Source organism: Oceanobacillus sp. FSL K6-2867, from assembly GCF_037963145.1.
GTDB lineage: Bacteria > Bacillota > Bacilli > Bacillales > Amphibacillaceae > Oceanobacillus.
Window position 1 is genome coordinate 3,082,337 of the sequence record NZ_CP150144.1, and the last position, 22,780, is coordinate 3,105,116.

Here is a 22,780-nt window from a genome sequence, read left to right on the forward strand (position 1 = left end):
CGTGAATTGGGATCATATTATTAAAAACGGAACAGTTGTGACAGAAGAAGCGGTTTACCAAGCAGATATTTACATGAAAGATGGTAAAATCCATTCGATTTCAGCGGATCCCTTAGATGGTGAAGCAGCGGAAATTACGGATGCTACTGGGTTATATGTGTTGCCAGGATTAATCGACACGCATGTTCATTCAAGAGATGGCGGCGCGACGTATAAAGAGGATTTCTATCATTCCACACAGGCCGCTGCAGCAGGTGGAATCACAACGATATTTGAAATGCCAAATACCGATCCCCCTGTTAATCATGCTGAAAATTTTAATATCCAAGTGGAAAATTTAAAAAGAAAGGCGTATGTGAACTTTGGATTATGGGGAATTACGCTTGGAGATTTAAATCGGAAAGAAATTAGGGACTTAGATCAATCCGGTGTTATTGGTTTTAAATATTTTTGGGGATATGCCGTTGATAAGAATACGTTTCAGCTAATTTACAATTATGAGGATGGAATGAAAGATATCATCCCTCCTTGTGACGATGGTGAGGTTTATCGCATGTTCAAGGAAATGGCGCTTACGGGGAAGCCTTTTGCGATTCATGCGGAAAATAGTGATTTGATTCGTCATTTAACGAACGAGATGAAGCAAACGGGTAGAGCTGATTATGAAACATTTTTGGCATCGCGACCGAATCTTGCGGAGAAATTAACGATTCAAACGGCTATTGCCATGGCCAAACAAACAGGAGCAAGATTGCATATTTTGCATGTCAGTACAGCAGAAGGTGTTGAATTAATCCGACGCGCTCAGGATGAAGGACTTCCAATTACAGCAGAGACCTGCCCACATTATTTATTTTTGACAAATAAAGATTACGACAGAATCGGTCCTGAGATGAAAGTATATCCGCTTGTGAAATATCAAAAAGATCAGGATAAGCTTTGGGAAGGAATTCGTGATGGTGTGATCACAATTGTATGCTCTGATCACGCTCCACATACGCAAGAGGAAAAAGCAGATGATCTATGGACGGTACCAGCGGGAATGTGTGGTGTCGAGACACTTACACCTTTAATGCTTAATGCCGTTTCGGACGGGAAAATTACGCTTCAGCAGGTTGTATCGCTTCTGTCAGGGAATCCGGCGAAACAGTTCGGGGTTTATCCACGGAAGGGAGCACTTCAAGTAGGTTCTGATGCCGATATAACGCTTGTTGATATGGATAAAAAAGTCCTGTTGAAGCGTGAGAATCTCCATAGTAAAAGTAAAGTGACAGCCTATGATGGCATGCAGGTAAAGGGAGTTCCTGTCAGAACGATCATTGGGGGCAGAACAGTGATGAAGGATGGAGAAATTGTGGATTCAAATCCGAGCGGAATTCTTGTTGTTCCAAATGTAGTTAGACAAAATGAACATACTTATTCTTAATTATATAGGAAGTAGGATATTAGTTAAGCACAGTGGACTGTCCAAACAAATTTTTTGGGTTTTAGGGTCCTAGTCGGATGTAACCATTGGAGGAATGAAGTATGCCGTGTAGCATAATTATTGGAGGTAGGCGTGATGTTAGCTAACAAGGTGAGAATCGAGAAAGATTTCTTAGGCGAAAAAGAGGTTCCAGAAAGTGCGTATTACGGGATTCAAACCTTACGTGCAGTTGAAAATTTTCCAATTACAGGATATAAAATTCACTCTGAATTAATTAAAGCAATCGCAATGGTTAAGAAAGCGGCAGCCATTGCCAATTTGGAAACAGGACGTTTACAACCGCATATACAAAAGGCAATTGTTCAAGCGGCAGATGAAATTATTGATGGCTTATGGCATGATCATTTTATCGTTGATCCTATCCAAGGTGGTGCAGGAACATCGCTTAATATGAATGCCAATGAGGTTATCGCGAATCGAGCTCTGGAAATACTTGGCAAAGAAAAAGGAGATTATTCATATCTAAGCCCAAATACGCATGTTAATATGGCGCAATCAACAAATGACGCTTTCCCGACAGCGATTCATCTGTCAGTGCTGACCATGTCAGAACAGTTATTAGCGACTATGAATGACATGTATCGCGCATTTAAAGCGAAAGCTAAAGAGTACGACTCCATTATAAAAATAGGTCGTACCCATCTGCAAGATGCTGTGCCAATCAGATTGGGTCAGGAATTTGAGGCGTATAGCCGTGTGATCAGGCGTGATATAAAACGAATATCGCAATCACGCGAGCATCTTTATGAAGTGAATATGGGAGCAACAGCTGTTGGAACAGGGTTAAATGCTGATCCATCATATGTTTTAACAGCAGTTAATCAATTAGCTGAAATTAGTGGCTTCCCACTATTTGCGGCGGAACATTTAGTAGATGCAACGCAAAATACAGACATTTATACGGAAGTATCTGCATCGCTAAAAGTATGTATGATGAATTTGTCCAAAATTGCCAACGATATTCGCTTAATGGCTTCAGGTCCACGTACGGGTCTTAATGAATTAAAACTGCCAGCTAGACAACCCGGTTCATCGATCATGCCAGGGAAGGTGAATCCAGTCATGGCTGAGGTTATCAATCAAATCGCCTTTCAAGTAATCGGGAATGACAACACGATTTGCCTTGCCTCAGAAGCAGGACAATTTGAATTAAATGTGATGGAACCAGTACTTGTATTCAATCTACTCCAATCGATTAGTATTATGAACAATGGTTTTCGCGTATTTACGGATTACTGTGTAACAGGTATTCAAGCTAATAAAGAAAGCATGCAGCACTATGTCGATTCCAGCGTCGGAACGATTACGGCGATTAACCCACATATCGGTTACGAGCTTGCAACGGAAATTGCAAGGGAGGCAATCATAGATGGCAAATCCGTTCGGGAACTATGTATTCAGCACAACGTCCTGACCGAGGAAGAACTAAACGTCATCCTAGACCCATACGAAATGACCAATCACGGAATCTCTGGCAGAGATATGTTGACAGGTTTCTCGACCAAGAATAATATGTAGTTCGAGTAAGAAAGACATAAAAACGAAATCATTGCGGAGTAAGTATTATCATGACAACAAATCACTGGCGGAAGAGGAAATATATGTTGTTTGGGGAAATTATTGTTAAGTTTGTAAGAAGAACATCAGAACAATCTAGACAACCTAATTACTTATTAATGAATAGATAAACAATCAACGAAAAAGTTTCGTTGATTGTTTATCTATTTACTCATGATTTTAATTTATATACTTCCAGCACACTAAATTCTGTTCCGCAAAACTCGTGGACCCAGTCTGTTTCTTCCTTTTTTGTAGTATTGGAAGCATTATTATTCGGATATATGGATTATAGGAGCAGGAATGAAAGGGAAGGGTAGGATTCGTATGTTTTTCAAAAAGAATAAAAAGACTGATGTTATCGTAATACAAAGTCCATTGAATGGAGAAGTTATTGATTTAGAAAGTGTACCAGATCCTTTTTTTACACAAAAAATGATGGGAGATGGAATTGGATTTATTCCAACAAATGGGGAAATTTACGCTCCGATTAACGGAACAATTTCCCAAGTATTCCCGACTAAACATGCTATTGGTTTAATGACAGAGGATGGCGTAGAATTACTATTGCATCTTGGTCTAGAAACTGTTGAATTGGTCGGGGAAGGTTTTGACATTCAAGTTCAGTTAGATGATAGGGTACAAGCCTATGACCGGATTGGCTTATTTGATTTAACTTTTATTGAGAAAAAAGGAAAAGAAATTATTTCTGTGCTTGTTTTCCCTAATCTACAGGAAAAAGGAAAAGAACTGAACTTGACTAAAACAGGAGAAGTGAAAGCTGGAACTGAGATAGCGAAGTTAGGTATGTAGGAAAGATGATGGGCTGGATCTTGCGCTGAAAGTCTTATAATCTTTTTATCAATAAAACAGTTTACTAGGGTACCGTCCTTTGAAGGTTAGTCTAACTTTCAGAGGGCGGTATCTTTGGAAGGTGGACTAATGTATGTTACTGCCATATGTAAAACTTCGATGTCAGGATATCCCCAATTAGAAAAATCTCGACCAATATCTATATCACTCGAGCAGAACCTCGTTTTAATATAGAATCCCAATTCGATGTGTGCAATTTTTGGTCTAGCAACAGGTTGCGGAGTTAATGAGCGTTAAGATGCAAGCAATAATAGGGAAGGGGACACTCCATGCTCAGCTTAATAACTAAGCTAACGAAAAATGGAATGTCCCTCTGTCCTTCCTATTTCCATAAAAGCTTCTATCGCAGGTAATAGATAACGTTCAGAGTGATACGCAAAATAAACCGTTCTTTCAGGCAAAAGATTATTTAAATAGATTAATTTAATCTTATCGGATGAATTGGATGTTATAAAATTTTCCGGTACCACTGCTAGACCGAGCCCGGCTTCTACCATACTGCGCGCTGTTTCCAAACTTTCTACCTCGTATTCATAATGAGGTGTAAATCCTGCTTTTTGGCAGACATCAATAAAAGTGTTTCTAACTTCAAACCCCTCAAGACTATGAATAATCATTTCATCCTTCAAACCTGTTATATCAATATTATTGCTTAGATGTTCAAATGGGTGATCAATAGGCGTGATCAGTACATATTTCTCTTGGAAAATTGGTTCATATTTAAGTTCATTTTCTTTATTTATATTAGAGGTAATGCCAATGTGAAGGTCATAACTTTCCAATGCTTGCTCTATTTCTTTTGGTCCCATTTCGTGAATTTTTATTCGGATATTCGGATAGACTTTTTTGAAATGATAAATGATCGGAGTGATAAAATAACGATAGGATTCAATCATTCCGATGCTTAAATTCCCTGCCCCCTCATTTTTTACATCATTCATTTCTTTATAAATACTGCCGAAATAAGTTAATATCTTACAAGCATGCCTATATAAAATTTTCCCGGGCTCTGTTAGAATCAGCTTTCTTGTGCTTCTTTCAAATAGTAAACAATCGAGCTCCTTTTCTAGAGCTTTAATTGCGTTACTTAAAGAAGGCTGTGAAATATGCAATTCTTCAGCTGCACGTGTAAACTGTTTATGCTTTGCGACGACTTGAAAATACTTAAGTGTTCGAATATCCATAGGCTGCCCCTTTATAGCTTAAAGCTATTAATCTATAAGAAAATAGTATTTGTTATTATATATCTAAACATTTAAAATTGCAACATAAGTAAGCGTCTTCTTTACTGAATTAGAGGGGGTGAAAGGTTTGGAAGAATCAGCTGGAATGTTCATTCTTGAAGTTGATATGATTACCTTTGCTGCAATTGGAGCAATCCTTTTAATGATAGGGAAGTGGGTGGTAAATCGATATAAGATCTTTTGGAAATATACCATTCCCAGTCCTGTTATCGGTGGCTTTGGTTTTGCTATCTTGATGTGGATTGTCTATGAACTTGGTTTATTTGAAATTGAGTTTGATAATACGCTCTATGATTTATTTATGTTTATTTTCTTCGTAACGATTGGACTGACAAGTGGCTTAACTTTATTAAAAAAAGGTGGAAAATTGCTCCTTATTTATATGCTTGTTTGTTGGTTATTAGCATTACTGCAGAATGGAATAAGCATAGGTGTTTCCTCGTTAACGGGATTGGATCCGCTTATAGGTTTGATGGCAGGGCAAGCTTCCATGCAAGGTGGTCATGGGATGGCTGCTTCACTATCCCCACTCATAGAATCGCTTGGTGGAGAAAATGCTCTTACTGTTGGAATGGCAGCTTCTACATATGGTCTCATAGCAGGTTCTTTACTGGGAGGACCCATTGGAAACTGGCTCATTAAGAGAAACCAGCTAAAAATAACAACAGAAAAAGGAAACCTGGATGAGCTTTCTAAGGAGTTAAAAGAAGAAGAGAGTGAAAAAATTACTGCTCGATCAGTTACAGTCGCAGGTGCTGCCATATTTGTAATCCTTGCGATTGGTTTACCTACCGCAAATTGGATTACAGAGTTAACTGGTTTCTCCATCCCAGGTCATATTTTTAGTTTATTTCTTGGTATCATCTTCCGATCACTTTTTGAAAAACATTCCTTTGTTAAAGATTCAAACAAAGCAATGGAAATGATTTCAACAGTTTCTCTGAATATGTTTTTAGTAATGGCAATGATGAAACTGCGAATATGGGAACTGTATGAATTGGCATTGCCACTTATGGCTCTGCTCATCATGCAAACAATCGTTACGGTTCTAATTGCTGCATTCATCATGTACAGGGTATTAGGCAGGGATTATGATGCGGCAGTTATGTCTTCAGGATTTATTGGACATGGTCTTGGTGCGACACCAAATGGACTGGTTGTAATGAATGCAATCTGTACAAAATATGGTGTCATTTCAAGAAAAGCTTTCATCATTATTCCAATCGCAGGTACAGTGTTAACGGATGTTGTAGGTGTACCGCTGTTTGTCTTTCTCGCTAATTTATTTGCGGGTCAATAATTTAATTTCTAATGGAGGTATTACAAATGGAAAAATATAATATGCCAATTACAGGAATTGCTTCTTTTGCGAAATATCCAATCGAGACCGACTGGGATAAAATTGATGCGGATATCGCCGTATTGGGTATACCTTATGATACAGGAGTAGGCTTCTTATCAGGCTGTCGTTTTGGTCCGAGAAGAATCCGTGAAGTTTCCACCCATTATGCACGGGGGGATGCTGGTTTTTATGATCCTGAAAGTGATGAGGTATTGTTAGGAGCCCCTGCGAAAATTGTTGATGTCGGTGATGCAGATGTTGTACATGGTAAAATTGAGCATTCATTTGATGCGATTGAATATGCTGTCAGGAAAATTCGCGAGCAAGGGGTAATCCCCGCTATTATGGGAGGAGATCATTCGATTTCTATCCCGGTAGCCCGCGGATTAAAAGATGAAGGCGATGTTACGGTTATTCAATTGGACGCTCATTTAGACTGGTCTGATGCTCCTGGTGGTCAAACATTAGGAAATGGCAGTCCAATGAGAAGGATGTCCGAAATGGAGCATATTAAAGACATGGTGCAAATTGGACTGCGCGGACTGGGAAGCAGCCGAAAAGAAGACTTTGATGCGGCTAAAGCTTATAATAGCCAGCTAATCTCAGCCAGGGAAGCTTCTAAATTAGGTGTGGAAGGGATTATTGACCGCATTCCTAAGGCGGACAAGTACTACGTAACAATTGATATCGACTGTTTTGATATTTCTCTTGCAACTGGTACAGGATCTCCATCTCCTGGCGGCTTTTCCTTTGACTTTTTAAACGATATCCTAGTGGGAATTGCCGAGAAAGGGAAGGTTATCTGTTTTGACCTTGTAGAAGTTGCCCCGCAATATGATCCAACTGGAGCAACATCCCGAGTTGCCGCAATGACCATGTTGAATTTTATGGGACATATTATAAAAAACAAATCGAGGTATGAGTAATTTTGTTTTAATAGGCAGTTATTGGTCATCTATAGCAGGACTGCCCAACGCACGTAGATTTTTTTAACCATTTATGACAAGAAAATGATCTGACTTAGTTGGTTTACCCATACTAATTTAGAACTCTCTTGACTTTTAGTTCTTTGTTAATTAAAATAAAATTAAATATCTGAATATTCCAAGGAACTCAATTTTAAATTTTAGAGTCACCAACTCTAAATAAGTTTAAAATGCACGGTTTTCTTGTTAACACCACAAATTCTTTATTTTGGTGTCTACAAGAATGCCGTGCTTTTTTCTTTTTATGAAAACCAATAAGGAGGATATTATGAAATACAATAAAGCAAAAACAGTAGAGAATGCTATGCTTCCGTTAAAAAATGAAGATACGATTCTGGTAGGTGGGTTTGGCTTAGTTGGCAGTCCACTGACATTAATTAACTATCTTACAAAAAAGAATATTAAAGACTTAACAATTATAAGTAACAACATTGGAGAAGTTGGAAAAGGATTAGGATTATTACTACAGCAAGATAAAATAAGCAAGGTGATAGGATCTTATTTTACGAGTAATAGAGATGTAGCAAAATATTATAACGCGGATAAACTAGATGTTGAGTTATTGCCACAAGGAACCTTTTCGGAAGCAATACGTGCAGGTGGAGCTGGTATTGGTGGTTTCTATACGAAATCATCTATAGGCACTGATCTTGCTAAAGGAAAAGAAATAAAAGAGATTGATGGCGAAGAATATGTATTTGAGAAAGCTCTTAAATCAGATGTTGCACTTATTAGGGCATGGAAAGCAGATACCTTAGGAAATCTTGTTTACTACAAAACAGCTAGGAATTTCAATCCAATTATGGCAACTGCTGCAACATATGTAGTTGTTGAAGTTGATGAAATCGTGGAGTATGGAGAATTATCTCCCGAAGAAATTGTTACACCTCACTTATTTGTTGATGCAGTAGTGAAAAGTCAATTAGTACTTACGAACGAAGGAGTGGTGAGTGTATGACAAACATAAAAAAATTAATTGCTCAGAAGGCAGCTGAAGAAATTAAAGCAACAGGAAGTTATTTAACTATTAATCTAGGTATAGGTATTCCAACCCTTATCTCTAAGTATTTAGAACAAGAAGAATACTTTTTACACACGGAAAATGGCCTTTTAGGTGTTGCGAATATTGAGGATGAAAGTATTGATCCTTTATTAGTGAATGCAGGTAAAATGCCTGTTCGAGAAGCGGTAGGTGCTTCCTATTTTAATAGCGCGGAATCCTTTGGCATGATTCGTGGGGGACATATTGATATTGCAGTCTTAGGTGGCCTTCAAATCGACTCATATGGTCAGGTTGCCAACTGGGCCATACCTGGGAGGGATATCATTGGCGTTGGTGGAGCGATGGATTTACTAGAAGGCGCCAAGAAAACAATTATTACAACAACACATGTATCTAAGAATGGAACACCGAAACTAGTAGAAAAATGTCTATTTCCAATAACCTCTCAAAGAAAAGTAGATGTCATTGTAACGGAAATGGCTGTTTTTAATTGGAAAGGGGAATTTTTTGAATTAGTAGACTTAGTAGGAGATACCACCTTGGAAATGGTTAAGAATAATACGTTTATGTCTTATGTTGTAAATGAAAAAGTCCTCAAGGAGGATATTTAGATGAGTGAAGTAGTAATTATTGATGCTGTCAGAACGCCAATCGGTAGTTATAAAGGAGCTTTAAAAAGTGTTCGACCAGATGATTTAGGTGCATTGGTAATTAAGGCTCTAATGGAAAGAAACCCTAACTTTCCAGGAAATGAAGTGGACGATGTGATTTTCGGGAATGCCAATGGTGCTGGAGAGGAAAATCGAAATGTTGCCAGAATGTCCTTGTTGCTAGCAGGTTTACCAAAGAAGGTAAGTGGTACCACAATTAACCGACTCTGTGGATCCGGACTAGATGCAGTTAGTATGGGTGCTCGTACAATTCTAGCTGGTGAAGGAGAAATTATTATTGCTGGTGGCGTGGAGAGCATGTCTCGAGCTCCAATGGTTATGGCTAAACCGGAGAAAGAATTTCCTAGAGGGAACATGGAATTATTTGATACAACCATTGGGTGGAGGTTTATTAATCCAAGGTTAGAAGAAATGTACGGGGTGGATACGATGCCACAAACAGCAGAGAACGTAGCAAAACAATTTAATATTTCCAGAGAAGAACAAGATGCATTCGCTTATATTAGTCAGCAAAAAGCAAAGGCAGCACAGGAGAATGGAATATTTAAAAATGAAATTATCCCAGTTACATTAAAAGACAAGAAAGGTAATGAAACAATCGTGGAGGAAGATGAGCACCCTAGACCAAGTACTACCATTGAGAAATTAAATACGTTAAAACCGATATTCTCAGAAGGAACCGTAACGGCAGGTAATGCAACTGGTGTAAATGACGGAGCTTCTGCATTAATATTAATGAGTTCAAAAAAGGCAAAAGCATTAGGGTTAACCCCTTTAGCAAAATTTGTAGCATCAGCAACTGCTGGTGTGGACCCTAGAATAATGGGACTTGGGCCAATTGCTTCTACACAAAAGCTATTAAATAGAGCTTCACTAAGTATTTCTGACTTTGGTTTAGTGGAACTAAATGAGGCATTCGCCTCCCAATCGATTGAATGTATGAGGCAATTAGAATTGAATACAAACATTGTGAATGTAAATGGTGGTGCAATCGCACTTGGACACCCTCTTGGAGCAAGTGGTGCAAGAATATTAACCACATTAATTCATGAAATGAATCGAAGAGAAGTAACACTTGGATTAGCTACCATGTGTATTGGTGTCGGACAGGGAATCTCTCTTGCGGTTGAAAATTTTAACTAATTGTTAAAGTTGCAAAATTAAAATTCCTGTGGAATGATTAAAAGTATATTAATCTTCTAAGTAAAAAAGAGAGGTGATTGTTTTGGATACTTATTTAATTACTGGCTATTCAAAAGCACCGCAAGGAACGTCAATGTACGAGGAATATAAATACTCGGGAATCGTGTTAGAGGTGAATAAAGAGACACATATCATTCAGGCTGTTGAATTAACATTTGTAACTAGACTGGCAAGTGATTATTTTAATAGATTGCTCGTGGGTTGCAATCTGTTTAATGGAATCGAGCCGATTATTAAGCAAATAAAAGAAAATTATCATGCTCCATCTCAGCAATCCGTTATTGTTGCCATTAAGTCGGCTCATCAAAGATATCTCGATCTACAATAAAGGAAATCTAGCAGGTAATTTTTTTGAGCCTAAAGTAAAGCGCTTAACTTAATTTTTTAAATAAGTAAACAAGAATTTTTATTAAAGGAGGGGACATCAATGAAAGCACTGGTTAAAACTTCCAGGTTGAAAAACGCATTAGAACGACTAGATGTGAAAAGACCAATCATTCAAGATGATGAAGTACTTGTCCAGGTAGTGAATGTTGCAATATGTGGCACAGATTTACATGTATATGAATTTACAGCTGGATACGATTTTATTCAAACACCGTTGATTCTTGGTCATGAATTTAGCGGATATATCGCAGAAGTAGGTTCTAAAGTTGTTAATTTTCATGTAGGAGACAGAGTTATAGGGGAATCTAACCGATATTGTGGGCAGTGTGATAATTGCAATAATGGTAGAACAGACATATGTCTGGATTCTCAAATGACTGGGCTTCATGTAAATGGAGCAATGGCAGAATATATTGCCGTACCAGCTTACACTTTACATCATCTTCCAAATAATTTACCTTTTTCCGTTGGAGCTATTGCACAGCCGATTTCAGTTAGTTTAAATGCGGTCTTCGATAACTGTAATTTAAATACAGGTGATAATGTCGTTATATTTGGTCCTGGGATCCAAGGTTTAAGCGCCGCTCAGGCTGCAAGAATTAAAGGTGCATCTAAAGTAGCGATTGTTGGAACAGATAATGATGAAGAGATCAGGTTACCAATTGCAAAAGAAATGGGATTTGATACGTTTAATGTTAATCAAGAGTCCATTAACCAGCAGCTGTTAACTATATGGGATGGAAAAGAAGTAGATGTTGTTATTGACGCATCAGGTTCCATACATGCTGTAAAAGACGGGATGTCTCTTTTAAAACGAGGTGGTCACCTAACTCTTTTTGGAATTTATCCGAGAACATTAGAACTTGATCTAACATCTTTAGTTCGTCGGAATATAACCATTCATACGAGCTATACATCTCAGTGGAAGCATTATGAACAAGCTTTAAAATTTTTATCCAAACGGCAAATTGATATAAGCGCTTTGATAAAAGAGTATCCATTTGAGGAATTTGAGAAAGCTTTTGAAGATGGTATAGCAAAAACAGTATTGAAGCCTGTTTTAACTTTAAGCCAATAAACTTACAAAGGGGATATATTTATGTTTATCAATGGAAAATGGGTTACAACCAATAATAAAATTAATGTGTTCAATCCGGCAACAAGCGAACTTTATCAACAAGTTTCGCAAGGCGATGCCTCGGATTCAGAGAAAGCTATTTCAGCAGCAAAGAAAGCATTCGATAGCTGGTCTCAATTAACTGGATTTGAAAGGGCTAATTACTTAGAACAAATAGCAAGGAAAATCGTAGAGAAAAAGGAAGTATTAGCTAAAACCATTACTTTGGAAATGGGGAAGGCGATTACAAATGCGCGCTATGAGGTAGATAGTACAGCTTCGTTCTTTAAATGGTTCGCAGAGGAAGCAAGACGAACGTATGGGGAAACTATTCCGGCTGCAAAAAGAAATAAGAGACTAATGGAAATAAAACAACCTGTAGGGGTAGTAGCGGCTATTACACCTTGGAATTTTCCACTATCTATGGGTGCAAGAAAGCTGGCTCCGGCTTTAGCAGCAGGGTGCACTGTTATTCTTCGTCCATCAAATTCGTCACCCATGAGTGCAATTGAACTATTTAAAATATTTGAGGAGTGCAATCTACCCAAAGGTGTTGTTAATTTACTTATTGGTTCTGCAGATGAAGTAGTAGATCCAATACTGGAAAGTCCGATTGTACGTAAAATTTCATTTACCGGTTCTACAGAAGTTGGAAAATTATTAGTAAGTAAATCTGCGGCAACACTAAAGCGTGTTTCCATGGAGCTTGGTGGTCATGCGCCATATATCGTGTTCGACGATGCAAACTTAGATCAAGCGGTAGAAGGAGCAATCACTATTAAGTTTGGCTGTGCAGGCCAGCAATGTACATCGGTAAACCGCTTCTATGTACATGATAAAATCTATGATGAATTTATTGAACGTTATAAGGAAAAAATAACCGAATTAAAAGTTGGAAATGGTATTGAGGACGCTTGTCAGGTCGGTCCATTAATTAGTGAAAATGCAATCAAGAAAGTGGAAGAACACGTAAAAGATGCAGTAGGGCTTGGTGCGAATCTAGTTCTGGGTGGAAATCGTTTGACTGGTGACAATTATGATCATGGCTTTTTTTATCAACCAACTTTATTAACAAATGTAGATGAAACAATGAAAATCAGCCGTGAGGAGACATTTGGACCGATTGCTCCTATATTCCGCTTTTATACACAGGAAGAGGTTATTCAAAAGGCAAATGCAACTAACTTTGGGCTTGCAGCATACTTTTTTACAAATAATTTAACACGAGCATACGAAGTTATGGAAAATCTTGAGTTTGGTATGGTTGGGGTCAATGATGCCTATCCATTTGCAACTGAAGGCTCCTTTGGTGGGGTGAAAGAAAGTGGAGTTGGAAGGGAAGGCGGTCATGGTATTGATGAGTATTTAGAAAGAAAGTTTGTATCAATAGCACTTTATTAAACGAGAAAAGTTCTTAGAAAGAGGGGAAATGAGATGGAGTTGATCAATAAATCCTTTCAGTCTGTATTACCAACGGAAGTAGTATTTGGAAAAAACATCGTTAAAGAGGAGTTAGCAAATAAATTAAAAAGTCTATCGATCCGTAGTGTTTTGCTTGTTAGTGATGCTGGTTTAAAAAGCACAGGTATTATCGATGATATCGTAGAGAACTTAACAGAAAATGAAATCAAAGTAGTGACCTTTACGGAAGTTAATCCAAATCCTGAAACCCAAGCTGTTCATAAGGGAAGAGAAATATATATACATGGCAGGTGTGAGGCAGTTGTTGCTGTAGGTGGAGGGAGTAGTATAGATGCTGGAAAAGCAATTTCCGTGTCCACTGTAAATGAAGGAGATATTAATAATTATGGTAGAGGCAAAAGGTCAATTGCTGGACCAATCCCACCTTTATTCATGATTCCAACAACGGCTGGAACTGGCAGTGAAGTGACCAATGTGGCAGTTATTAGTGATCCAGAAAGAAATAAAAAATTTGTTCTCGCTAGTCCTTATTTATATCCAACCTGTGCGTTTATTGATCCGATATTAACCTATTCATTACCGCAGAAGTTTATCGCTGCAACTGGTATGGATGCATTAGTCCATTCGATAGAGTCCTATGTAAATAATCGGGCACAACCAATCAGTGACGCATTAGCATTAGAAGCGATTAAAATGTTAAGGAGGAATTTACCAGTTTCTTACGCGGATCCTTCAAATGAAGATGCAAAAGCTCAAGTATTACTTGCCAGTACCATTGCAGGGTTATCTTTTTCAATGTCGGGAACTGCACTAGTACATTCTATGTCTCATCCAGTAACAGCCTGGTTTGGAGTTCCTCATGGATTAGCAAATGCGATTATTTTACCATATGTAATAGAGTTTAACCTAATTGCTAATTATGAGAAATATGCGGAGGTTGCTTATCTTTTCGATGATAGTCTTAGACAACTCCCTAGCTATCAGGCTGCAGAAAGATTGATTGATTGCTTAAAAGAATTTTCTAGAAAACTAAATATACCTAAGGATTTCAGTTATTTGACTATAAAAGTTACAAAGGAATCTATTGATAACCTAACAATAGATGCTCTGAATGAAAGAGGTACTTTTCCAAATAATCCTAGAAAAGCGACTAAAGACGAGGTTAGTACATTGTATCAGCTACTATTTCCCCAAGCTAAGTAGTAAAAATTACCGCTTTTATAAGAGATGCTGAAAAATTTAATATTATTACTTTCATATTGTCCAAAATAATGTATAATCATAGTAAAGCGCTTACTCAAATGAATACTATACAGATAAAAACTTAATGAAATATACAAAAGTAGGGATAAACTATGAAAGTAACCATATATGATGTTGCCAAGGAAGCAAAGGTCTCGATTGCAACAGTTTCGAAAGTTATTAATCAAAAAGGAAGAATAAGTGAGGAGACAGTAAAAAAAGTTCGGCAAGCAATGGAGAAGCTAAACTATCAGCCCAACCTTATTGCATCCGCATTAATGGGGAAACAGACAAAAACAATTGGGTTATTGATTCCCGATTTAGCCAATCCATTTTTCTCAGAGTTAGCTCGGAGCATAGAGGACCGCGCTCATGAATTCGGATATAATATTGTAATGTGTAGTACGGACTATCAAGAAGCAAAAGAAGAAAAATATATTGCGTTATTAAAGCAAAAAAGAGTGGATGGATTTATTCTGGCTTCTGGATTTGAGAATTTTAAAATTGTTAAAGAACTGATAAATGAGGATTTTCCTGTAGCGATAGTTGCCCGTGATTTTCCTATGATTCCAATTAATGCAATAGCTCTTGATGACTTTATGGGAGGGTACTTGGCTGCAACACATCTTATAAATTTGGGACATACGAATGTTGGGGTAATTGCATTAGATGTATGGAGTAATCGGGAAAGGATAAGAGGATTTAGACAGGGCTATGAGCAAAGGAATCTCCAATTGCGGGATGATTTTTCGTATCTCAAAAATATGAAAGAGAACCATGTTGAATTGGGGAAACGTGCCATTAAAAAATATATCGATAGTGGTAATATTCCATCTGCAATTTTTGCATGTAATGATTTATTAGCAATTGGTGCCGTAAATGAAGCGAAAGGGAATGGCCTAAAAATCCCTAGAGACTTATCTGTTATTGGCTTTGATAATACAATCATTGCCACACTAGTAGATCCACCACTAACCACAATAGCACAGCCAATTAAGGAAATGGGAGAAGAGGTTATCGACCTTATGATATCTTCCTTGAAGACAGCACATAAAGGAAAAACTAGATTAACACTTTTACCTGAGCTGGTTGAGAGACAGTCTACAAAACCTTTTCATTATGGATAAAATATTTAGGTAAGCGCTTAATTGCTTGTTGACTTATTAGAATATTTTTTATACAATGTATTTAAGTAATGTTTTTAACATTTGGTTAAGCGCTTAAGTTAAGGGGTTAATTACCATATTTATAAACTATACACATATATTTTTTTATAATTTTAGGAAAGCGCTTAACATAAATGAATACGTTTACAATTTTTAGGGGATTTCTCCAAATAGAGGTGAAGATATAAAATGAAAGCACTTATTAAAACAGCTCCAGGTCATGGCAATGTTGGGTTGGAAAATGTCCCAGAACCAAAGTGTGAGCGAGATGCAGTTAGGATAGAAATGAAGTTTGCTGGAATATGTGGAACGGATTTACACATCTATCATGATACGTTTAACAATGAACCACCTGTTATTCTAGGTCATGAATTTTCCGGAATCGTTACCGAAATTGGAAATGATATTAAAGAGGTAAAAGTAGGAGATCGGGTGGCTGTTCTTGGTTCGAACGCAGAAACCTGTGGAACCTGTTCTTATTGTAAAACAGGATATTATATTTTCTGCCCGGAAAGAAAAGGGATGGGGATTCATGTCGACGGTAGTTTTACTAAATATGTAACATGCCGTGAAGATATGGTGTATAAAATCCCCGATAAAGTGTCATTGAAAGAAGCGGCATTGTTTGAACCACTCGCATGTGGAGTACAAGCGATAGAAGAGTTAACAGATATAAAAGTAGGGGATACCGTATTGATATCGGGACCTGGACCAATTGGATTAATCTGCCTATCTTTGTTAGCACTTAAGGGTTGTAAAATAATTGTCGCTGGTACTACTGCAGATTCAATACGATTAGAATTAGCGAAAGAACTAGGAGCGGACGTTCTGGTTAATGTGTTTGAACAGGATTTACAATCCGTGATAATGGCTGAAACAAATGGTCAAGGTGTTGACGTAACAGTTGACTGTTCTGGAAATAGTATCTCTATCAATAACTGCTTGAAGGTTGTTAAAAAGAAAGGTAAACATATTCAAGTAGGGATTGTAGGGACACAATCAATGTTAGATGTTGACCAAATTTTATATAAGCAGGTTCAATTTTATGGCTCATTGGCTCATTCGATTCAAACCTGGAATAGAGTCAGTCAAATAATAGAGCAGCAAAAAATAAATTTAACACCGATAATTACGCATGTTCTACCTCTAGACAAGTGGGAAGAAGCATTTCAATTATGCGAAGAGAAAAAATGTGGGAAAGTTTTTTTAACTTATGATTAAAAAGAGAGCAGGAAAGGAGTAGACAGAATGACAGTAAATGAAGTGATTGATGTAAAGGGAAAATCGTCCCATATACCCGATACCATGAAGGCTGCTTACTTAAAGCAAGTGAAGGAAGTAGAGGTAGAAAAGATTAAAGTACCATCTGTTTCAGGAAAAGAAGTTCTCGTTAAAATGATGGCTGTAGGAATTTGTGGTTCGGATACCCATTATTTTAATCATGGAAGCATTGGAAAAAGAATGGTTCAATTCCCACATATCCAAGGTCACGAATGTGCGGGTGAAATTGTAGCTATTGGAGAAGAAGTTACAAGATTTAATGTGGGTGACCGCGTTGCAATCGAACCAGGGGTGCCTTGTAATACCTGTGAATGGTGCAAATTGGGTAAATATAATCTATGTCCAGAAGTACAATTCCTATCAACACCACCTGTAAAGGGAGCTTTTGTTCAGTACTTAAAACATAGGGAAGATTTCTTGTTCCAAATACCTGACGAATTATCATATGAAGTTGCAACCTTAGCAGAACCTTTGTCTGTTGGTATTCATGCATTTAAGCGTGGAAGTTTGGAGCCAGGTCAGACTGTATTCATCTCGGGGATGGGACCAGTAGGGTTAATGGCAATTTTAGCCGCAAAATCATTCGGGGCTAAACACATTATTGTAAGTGACTTGGAGGAACTAAGATTAGAGACAGCTAAAAAATTTGGTGCAACAGAGATTATCAATATTATAGAAGAAGAACTTGAATCCAGACTTAATGAAATCACGGATTGTTTAGGGGTAGATTTGGTAATCGAAACTTCAGGAAACACAAATGCCTTAAGTTCATCTATTAAATATGTAAAAAGAGGTGGGAACATTGTTTCCATCGGCTTCCCAGCTCAAGATCAAGTTCCATTGGATATAACGTATATGCTCCAAAACGAGATTGACTTATACACTGTATATCGCTATACGAATACGTATCCTTTAGCGATTCGTATATTGGAATCTAGTATTCAGACCGTACAAAGCATCATAACGGATCGTTACGACCTAGATGATATTCAACAGGCAATGGATAAAGTAAGTAATGATAGAAAAAACACATTAAAAGTAGTGGTGTTTCCAAACAATAAAGGGAGGGTTTTGAAATGAAGAAGATTTATTACTTCGTATTTTTAGCAATGGTGGTGTTCGTATTAGCGGCTTGTGGAGATTCAGACGAGGCATCAGGATCTGGAGGTGTAACTCTAAAAATGTCTACATTAAGTGCAGATGGTGCCTTAATCCATGAGGGTTATGAAAAATTCAAAGAAGTAATTGAGGAAGAAAATGAGGATGTTAAAGTAGAACTTTATGCAAATGGTCAATTAGCAAGTTCTGACGACCAACAATTGGAACTAGTTATGAATGGAACAGCGCATGTACTAAGTGTACCGACAAGTACAGTTAGCACTGCTACTGGAATAAATGCTTTAAATCTATTTGATGTACCATTCTTATTTCCTAGTTTAGAAGAAATGTATGCTGTATTAGATAGTGAAATTGGTGATAATCTAGCTAAACAAATTGAAGAAAAAACAAATGTAAAAGTATTAGGATTTATTGATTTAGGAACATTCAGTATTGGAAATACTTCTAAGCCAATTAAAAAACCAGAAGACTTAGAGGGACTAAAAATAAGAAGTATGAATGCAAAGCTTCATATAAATACAGTTGAAGCTTTAGGTGCGACCCCATCTCCATTAGCTTATGGTGAAGTTTATACTGGTTTAGAGCAAGGAACAATCGATGGATTACAAACAACTACATCTTTAATTTATGGTGACCGACTATATGAGCCATTAAACTATTTAACGGTTACACGACATGTTGCATTACCTCACGTGTTAATGGTAAATAAGGGATTCTATGAAGGACTAACAGATGAACAAAAGGCAGCAGTTGACAAGGCGGCAGAGGAGCATATTAAATTTGCTAGACAATTGTCTATCGATGATGAAAAGGTAGCTATCGATACAATGAAAGAGGCAGGCGTTGAAGTACATGAACTAAGTGACGAGGAAATAGCCATGTTTAGTGAACAAACAAAAGCGGTGGCAGAAAATAACATGGATATATTGGATGAAGAGGTCTACCAACAAGTTCTTGAATTCTTAAACAAATAATCTTCAAGAAAGGTAAATAGGCTGCCCGTTATTGGAAAGCCTATTTACCTAAAAGAAAGGAGGGGTATTAATGAAAAAAAGGAAAAAGCCACTAGAAGCATATTTTTCCGGACTACTCCTATTTGTGATGCTAGTATTTTTAACGATGGAAGTAATTGCTAGATACTTTTTTAATTACTCTTTTGTATGGACAGAAGAACTATCTAGATATTTATTTATATGGTTTGTTTATATAGCGGCAAGTTATGCTGCATTTGAAAGGGCACATATCAAAATTGATTCTATTATGTCCATATACCCAGAAGGATTTAGAAAAATTGTACAAAAAATCGGTATCGTAGTTTGGTTAGGTTTTAATATCTTTGTTACGTATTTAGCTCTTGACTACGCTCTAAATTTACTGGATCAAGGGAATAGATCCCAAGTAACGGGATTCCTGCTTGGAATATTTTATTTAGGCATACCTATAGGATTTGCATTGATGTCTATAAGGTTAATCTTTAATATCTTTAAAAAGGAAGAAGCAGAAAACCATGATGTTATTATATAAGGAGGCCTCAACATGTCAACTCTATCAATAGCATTAATCATAATTGGGGTTCTGCTAGTATGCATTTTCCTAAATGTACCGTTAGCATTTTCCCTATTTATATCGGCTCTAGTATTAGTGTTGATTGATGGTACGATACCATTGTCATTTGTTACGCAGACATTATTTGGATCGACAGATTCCTTTCCATTATTAGCAATACCTTTCTTTATACTCGCGGGAGATTTGATGAGTTCGGGTGGAATTGCTAGAAAATTAGTGGAATTCCTTAATGGAATGTTTGATAGTATTAAAGGAAGTTTAGGTATTATTACCATTTTTGCTAGTTTGATTTTTGCCGCGATATCAGGTTCTGGTGCAGCAACGGTTGCGGCTATTGGGGGTATCATGATACCCTATATGATTAAAAATGGGTATGCACCATCTTATGCAGCGTCACTTTCAGCAAGTGCGGGAGCATTAGGACCAATTATACCTCCAAGTATTGTATTTATTTTATACGGTGTAATGGCGAATGTTTCTATTAGTGAATTGTTTATTGCTGGTATACTACCAGGATTTGTGATTGCTATTGCACTTGTAGTCGTGAACTATTTAGTAGTAAAAAAGGAAAAATTTAGTGAAGTAGCTAAGGAAAGCACCAGTGATAAACCTAGTTTTTGGAAAGGTTTGAATGGAGCAAAATATTCTTTATTTGCACCGGTTTTAATCTTAGGTGGAATTTATGGTGGTATTGTCACTCCGACTGAAGCAGCAGTTCTAGCAGCAGTTTATAGTTTAATAATTGGGGTGTTTGTACATAAGGAAATAAAGATAAAGGAATTACCTGAAGTATTTATGAAATCGGCATTAACATCGGGTACTATTCTAATATTCATTGGTACCGCTTCATTTTTTGGAAGAGTGTTATCAATGAAACAAATTCCGCAACTTATTGCAGATTCGATTACAGGGATCACAGATAATCCGATCTTTGTCTTATTATTAATTAATATCTTCCTATTAATAGTTGGAATGTTTATGGAAACGATTGCCGCGGTTGTTATCTTTGTTCCTTTATTATTACCAATTATATTACAAGTAGGTATTGACCCAGTACATTTCGGGGTTATCATGAGTGTGAATTTAAGCTTAGGATTGGTAACACCTCCTCTAGGTATGAACTTATTTATTGCCAGTAAGGTTGCCAATATACCATTTGAGAAGACGTTTAAATATATATTTACCATAATTGGAGCTTTACTTATTGTATTACTAATTATTTCTTATGTACCTCAATTATCTTTATTCTTACCGCAACTAATGAAGTAATTATTAACCACTAGAAGAGGAGAGAGGTAGATGTTAGCAGCTGTTAAGACATCGGAAACAATGCATCTAAATGTAGCAGAGGTTCCAACACCAGAATTGTCATCAGGGGAAGTTTTGTTAAAAGTGGAGTATTGTGGTGTTTGTGGTAGTGACCTTCATGCTTATAAAAATTCAAAAGGATATGAATTCGTAAAGGCGCCTCGCATTCTAGGACATGAAGTAGTTGGAATAGTAGTAGAAACTTTTGAAAAAGAAAATGAACATCTAATTCAAAGACGTGTAGTAGCAGAAGCTATTAATTTCTGCGGGGAATGTGAAAATTGCCAAAACAACCGATCGAATATTTGTGAAAATTTTAAGGTTCTTGGACTTCATATGGACGGTGGAATGGCGCAGTTTGTTAGATGTAAAGCAAACCTTCTGCAACCAGTAGTAGAGGAAGTTCCTTCTGAACTTGCCGCTTTAACTGAACCTGTATCTGTTGCCGTACATGCAGTTGAAGTAATCACTCATGTGAAAAAAGGGGATCACGTATGGATCCAAGGTGCAGGGATAATAGGTTTTTTAGTAGGTTTAATTTGCAAGCATAATGGAGCAAAGGTAACAATTGCTGGGCTTCCACAAGATAAGGAAAATCGACTAGTACATGCCGAATCATTTGAATTCGATACGTATGTTGAAACAGAATCAGCACCTGTAGAAAGAAAGGTAGATGTATTTTTTGAATGTTCTGGTTCCCAAAAAGGGGTAGAAGCTGGTATTCAGCGTGTAAAAAAAGGTGGGAAATTTGTTTTTGTTGCTTTATATGAAAAGGATATTAATCTTCCCTTAAATATATTGGTTAGAAATGAAGTTAATCTATTAACAACGTATAGTTGTAAAAGTGATGAATATGGACGTTCTTTAGAATTGATTAAACAATACAAGAATGAAATTTCAAAAATTATACGTATTTATCCGTTAAACCAAGCAAGTCAAGCTTTTTTAGATGCGTTATCACAGAAAACGCTTAAACCAATATTACAACTAGCATAAATAGAGAAGGAGAATGTTATTATGAGACTTTTTGACTTACATGGGAAAAACGCAATTGTAACAGGAGGAGCACGTGGATTAGGGAAGTTCATTGCTCTTGGATTAGCGGAAGCTGGGGCAAATGTTTCGATTACTAGTAGAAATGAGAAAGAATTAATCGAGACTTGTAAGGAGATTGAAAGCTTCTCAAGTGAAAGCTATTACGAAGCTATTGATATTCAGAATCAAACTGACTTTAAATCATTTGTTGAAAGAGTAAATGATAAGTTTGGTTCAATTGATATTCTTGTAAACGCAGCGGGATTGAATAAAAGAAATTCTTTCTTAGAATTTAGTGAAGATGATTGGGACTACGTTATAAATGTCAACTTAAAAGGAACGATGTTAGCATCACAAGTTGTCATTCCTTACATGAAAAAACAAAAATCTGGCAGAATTATCAATATTGCCTCCCTTTCAAGTGTATTAGGATTTAAAGATATGGCCGCTTATGCAGCAAGCAAGGGTGGAGTTTCTCAATTAACAAAAGCATTGGCTGTAGAATTTGCGGAAGATGGCATTAATGTGAATGCAATTGGACCTGGGTATTTCTCCACTAAGATGACAACTCCAGTTTTTGAAGATGATAAAAAGCGGGATTGGATGATGATTCGGACACCAATGAAAAGAACTGGTAATGAAGAAGATTTAAAAGGTGCGGCAATCTATCTGGCCTCTGAAGCTTCACGGTTTATGACAGGACAAACATTGTATGTCGATGGGGGATGGTTGGTAAATGCTTAATAAATTGAGTTTGCCTTTTCGATGAAAA

The 22,780-nt window shown here is 37.1% G+C and carries 21 protein-coding genes; 20 read left to right on the forward strand and 1 reads right to left on the reverse strand.

Features of this window, described 5'->3' with window-relative positions:
- Position 1 precedes the first annotated feature (1 nt).
- From allB to NSQ77_RS14970, 3 genes are all read left to right on the forward strand, one after another.
- A complete protein-coding gene (gene allB, locus NSQ77_RS14960) occupies positions 2–1,426 on the forward strand; it encodes an allantoinase AllB (RefSeq protein ID WP_339226838.1) in 1,425 nt (474 codons plus the stop codon).
- A 135-nt stretch (positions 1,427–1,561) separates the two neighbouring features.
- Positions 1,562–3,004, forward strand: coding sequence for an aspartate ammonia-lyase (gene aspA, locus NSQ77_RS14965; RefSeq protein ID WP_339226839.1), 1,443 nt, complete (start codon positions 1,562–1,564; stop codon positions 3,002–3,004).
- A 366-nt stretch (positions 3,005–3,370) separates the two neighbouring features.
- Complete coding sequence (locus NSQ77_RS14970; RefSeq protein WP_339226840.1) at positions 3,371–3,856, forward strand: PTS glucose transporter subunit IIA; 486 nt, start codon at positions 3,371–3,373, stop codon at positions 3,854–3,856.
- A gap of 350 nt (positions 3,857–4,206) precedes the next feature.
- Here NSQ77_RS14970 and NSQ77_RS14975 read toward each other — a convergent pair whose 3' ends face one another.
- Positions 4,207–5,100, reverse strand: a complete 894-nt coding sequence (locus tag NSQ77_RS14975; protein WP_339226841.1) for a LysR family transcriptional regulator — start codon at positions 5,098–5,100, stop codon at positions 4,207–4,209.
- 127 nt (positions 5,101–5,227) lie between these two features.
- On the opposite strand from NSQ77_RS14975, the gene NSQ77_RS14980 reads away from it, so the two are divergent.
- The 17 genes from NSQ77_RS14980 to NSQ77_RS15060 all read left to right on the forward strand — a co-directional run bounded on the left by NSQ77_RS14980 (position 5,228) and on the right by NSQ77_RS15060 (position 22,752).
- Positions 5,228–6,460, forward strand: a complete 1,233-nt coding sequence (locus NSQ77_RS14980) for a sodium/glutamate symporter (RefSeq protein ID WP_339226843.1) — start codon at positions 5,228–5,230, stop codon at positions 6,458–6,460.
- Positions 6,461–6,486: 26 nt separating this feature from the next.
- On the forward strand, positions 6,487–7,428 hold the full coding sequence (locus NSQ77_RS14985) for an agmatinase (protein ID WP_339226844.1): 942 nt from the start codon (positions 6,487–6,489) through the stop codon (positions 7,426–7,428).
- A 328-nt stretch (positions 7,429–7,756) separates the two neighbouring features.
- Positions 7,757–8,446, forward strand: a complete 690-nt coding sequence (locus NSQ77_RS14990) for a 3-oxoacid CoA-transferase subunit A (protein WP_339226845.1) — start codon at positions 7,757–7,759, stop codon at positions 8,444–8,446.
- Positions 8,443–9,102 (forward strand): CoA-transferase, encoded by a 660-nt coding sequence (locus tag NSQ77_RS14995; protein WP_339226846.1) that lies wholly within the window; start codon positions 8,443–8,445, stop codon positions 9,100–9,102. The genes NSQ77_RS14990 and NSQ77_RS14995 overlap by 4 nt, the downstream gene beginning before the upstream one ends.
- Positions 9,103–10,305, forward strand: a complete 1,203-nt coding sequence (locus tag NSQ77_RS15000) for a 3-oxoadipyl-CoA thiolase (RefSeq protein ID WP_339226847.1) — start codon at positions 9,103–9,105, stop codon at positions 10,303–10,305.
- A gap of 73 nt (positions 10,306–10,378) precedes the next feature.
- Entirely contained in the window at positions 10,379–10,693 is a 315-nt protein-coding gene (locus tag NSQ77_RS15005) for a DUF3870 domain-containing protein (protein WP_339226848.1), read from the forward strand.
- A gap of 99 nt (positions 10,694–10,792) precedes the next feature.
- Positions 10,793–11,830 carry an alcohol dehydrogenase catalytic domain-containing protein gene (locus NSQ77_RS15010; RefSeq protein WP_339226849.1) on the forward strand — a complete coding sequence of 346 codons (1,038 nt, stop codon included), beginning with the start codon at positions 10,793–10,795 and terminating at the stop codon, positions 11,828–11,830.
- Positions 11,831–11,851: 21 nt separating this feature from the next.
- Positions 11,852–13,270: an NAD-dependent succinate-semialdehyde dehydrogenase gene (locus NSQ77_RS15015; RefSeq protein ID WP_339226850.1), complete on the forward strand. Its 1,419-nt coding sequence runs from the start codon at positions 11,852–11,854 to the stop codon at positions 13,268–13,270.
- A 33-nt stretch (positions 13,271–13,303) separates the two neighbouring features.
- The gene (locus NSQ77_RS15020) at positions 13,304–14,494 is read left to right on the forward strand and encodes an iron-containing alcohol dehydrogenase (RefSeq protein ID WP_339226851.1); all 1,191 of its coding nucleotides are present in this window, start codon (positions 13,304–13,306) and stop codon (positions 14,492–14,494) included.
- Between the two features lie 152 nt (positions 14,495–14,646).
- Complete coding sequence (locus NSQ77_RS15025; protein ID WP_339226852.1) at positions 14,647–15,660, forward strand: LacI family DNA-binding transcriptional regulator; 1,014 nt, start codon at positions 14,647–14,649, stop codon at positions 15,658–15,660.
- A 228-nt stretch (positions 15,661–15,888) separates the two neighbouring features.
- A complete protein-coding gene (locus tag NSQ77_RS15030; protein ID WP_339226853.1) occupies positions 15,889–16,920 on the forward strand; it encodes an alcohol dehydrogenase catalytic domain-containing protein in 1,032 nt (343 codons plus the stop codon).
- 27 nt (positions 16,921–16,947) lie between these two features.
- On the forward strand, positions 16,948–18,060 hold the full coding sequence (locus NSQ77_RS15035; RefSeq protein WP_339226854.1) for an NAD(P)-dependent alcohol dehydrogenase: 1,113 nt from the start codon (positions 16,948–16,950) through the stop codon (positions 18,058–18,060).
- Complete coding sequence (locus NSQ77_RS15040) at positions 18,057–19,073, forward strand: TRAP transporter substrate-binding protein (RefSeq protein ID WP_339226855.1); 1,017 nt, start codon at positions 18,057–18,059, stop codon at positions 19,071–19,073. The genes NSQ77_RS15035 and NSQ77_RS15040 overlap by 4 nt, the downstream gene beginning before the upstream one ends.
- A gap of 70 nt (positions 19,074–19,143) precedes the next feature.
- Complete coding sequence (locus NSQ77_RS15045) at positions 19,144–19,623, forward strand: TRAP transporter small permease (RefSeq protein WP_339226856.1); 480 nt, start codon at positions 19,144–19,146, stop codon at positions 19,621–19,623.
- 12 nt (positions 19,624–19,635) lie between these two features.
- Complete coding sequence (locus tag NSQ77_RS15050) at positions 19,636–20,934, forward strand: TRAP transporter large permease (RefSeq protein ID WP_339226857.1); 1,299 nt, start codon at positions 19,636–19,638, stop codon at positions 20,932–20,934.
- Positions 20,935–20,964: 30 nt separating this feature from the next.
- Complete coding sequence (locus NSQ77_RS15055; RefSeq protein ID WP_339226858.1) at positions 20,965–21,969, forward strand: alcohol dehydrogenase catalytic domain-containing protein; 1,005 nt, start codon at positions 20,965–20,967, stop codon at positions 21,967–21,969.
- 21 nt (positions 21,970–21,990) lie between these two features.
- Complete coding sequence (locus NSQ77_RS15060) at positions 21,991–22,752, forward strand: glucose 1-dehydrogenase (protein WP_339226859.1); 762 nt, start codon at positions 21,991–21,993, stop codon at positions 22,750–22,752.
- Positions 22,753–22,780: the final 28 nt, after the last annotated feature.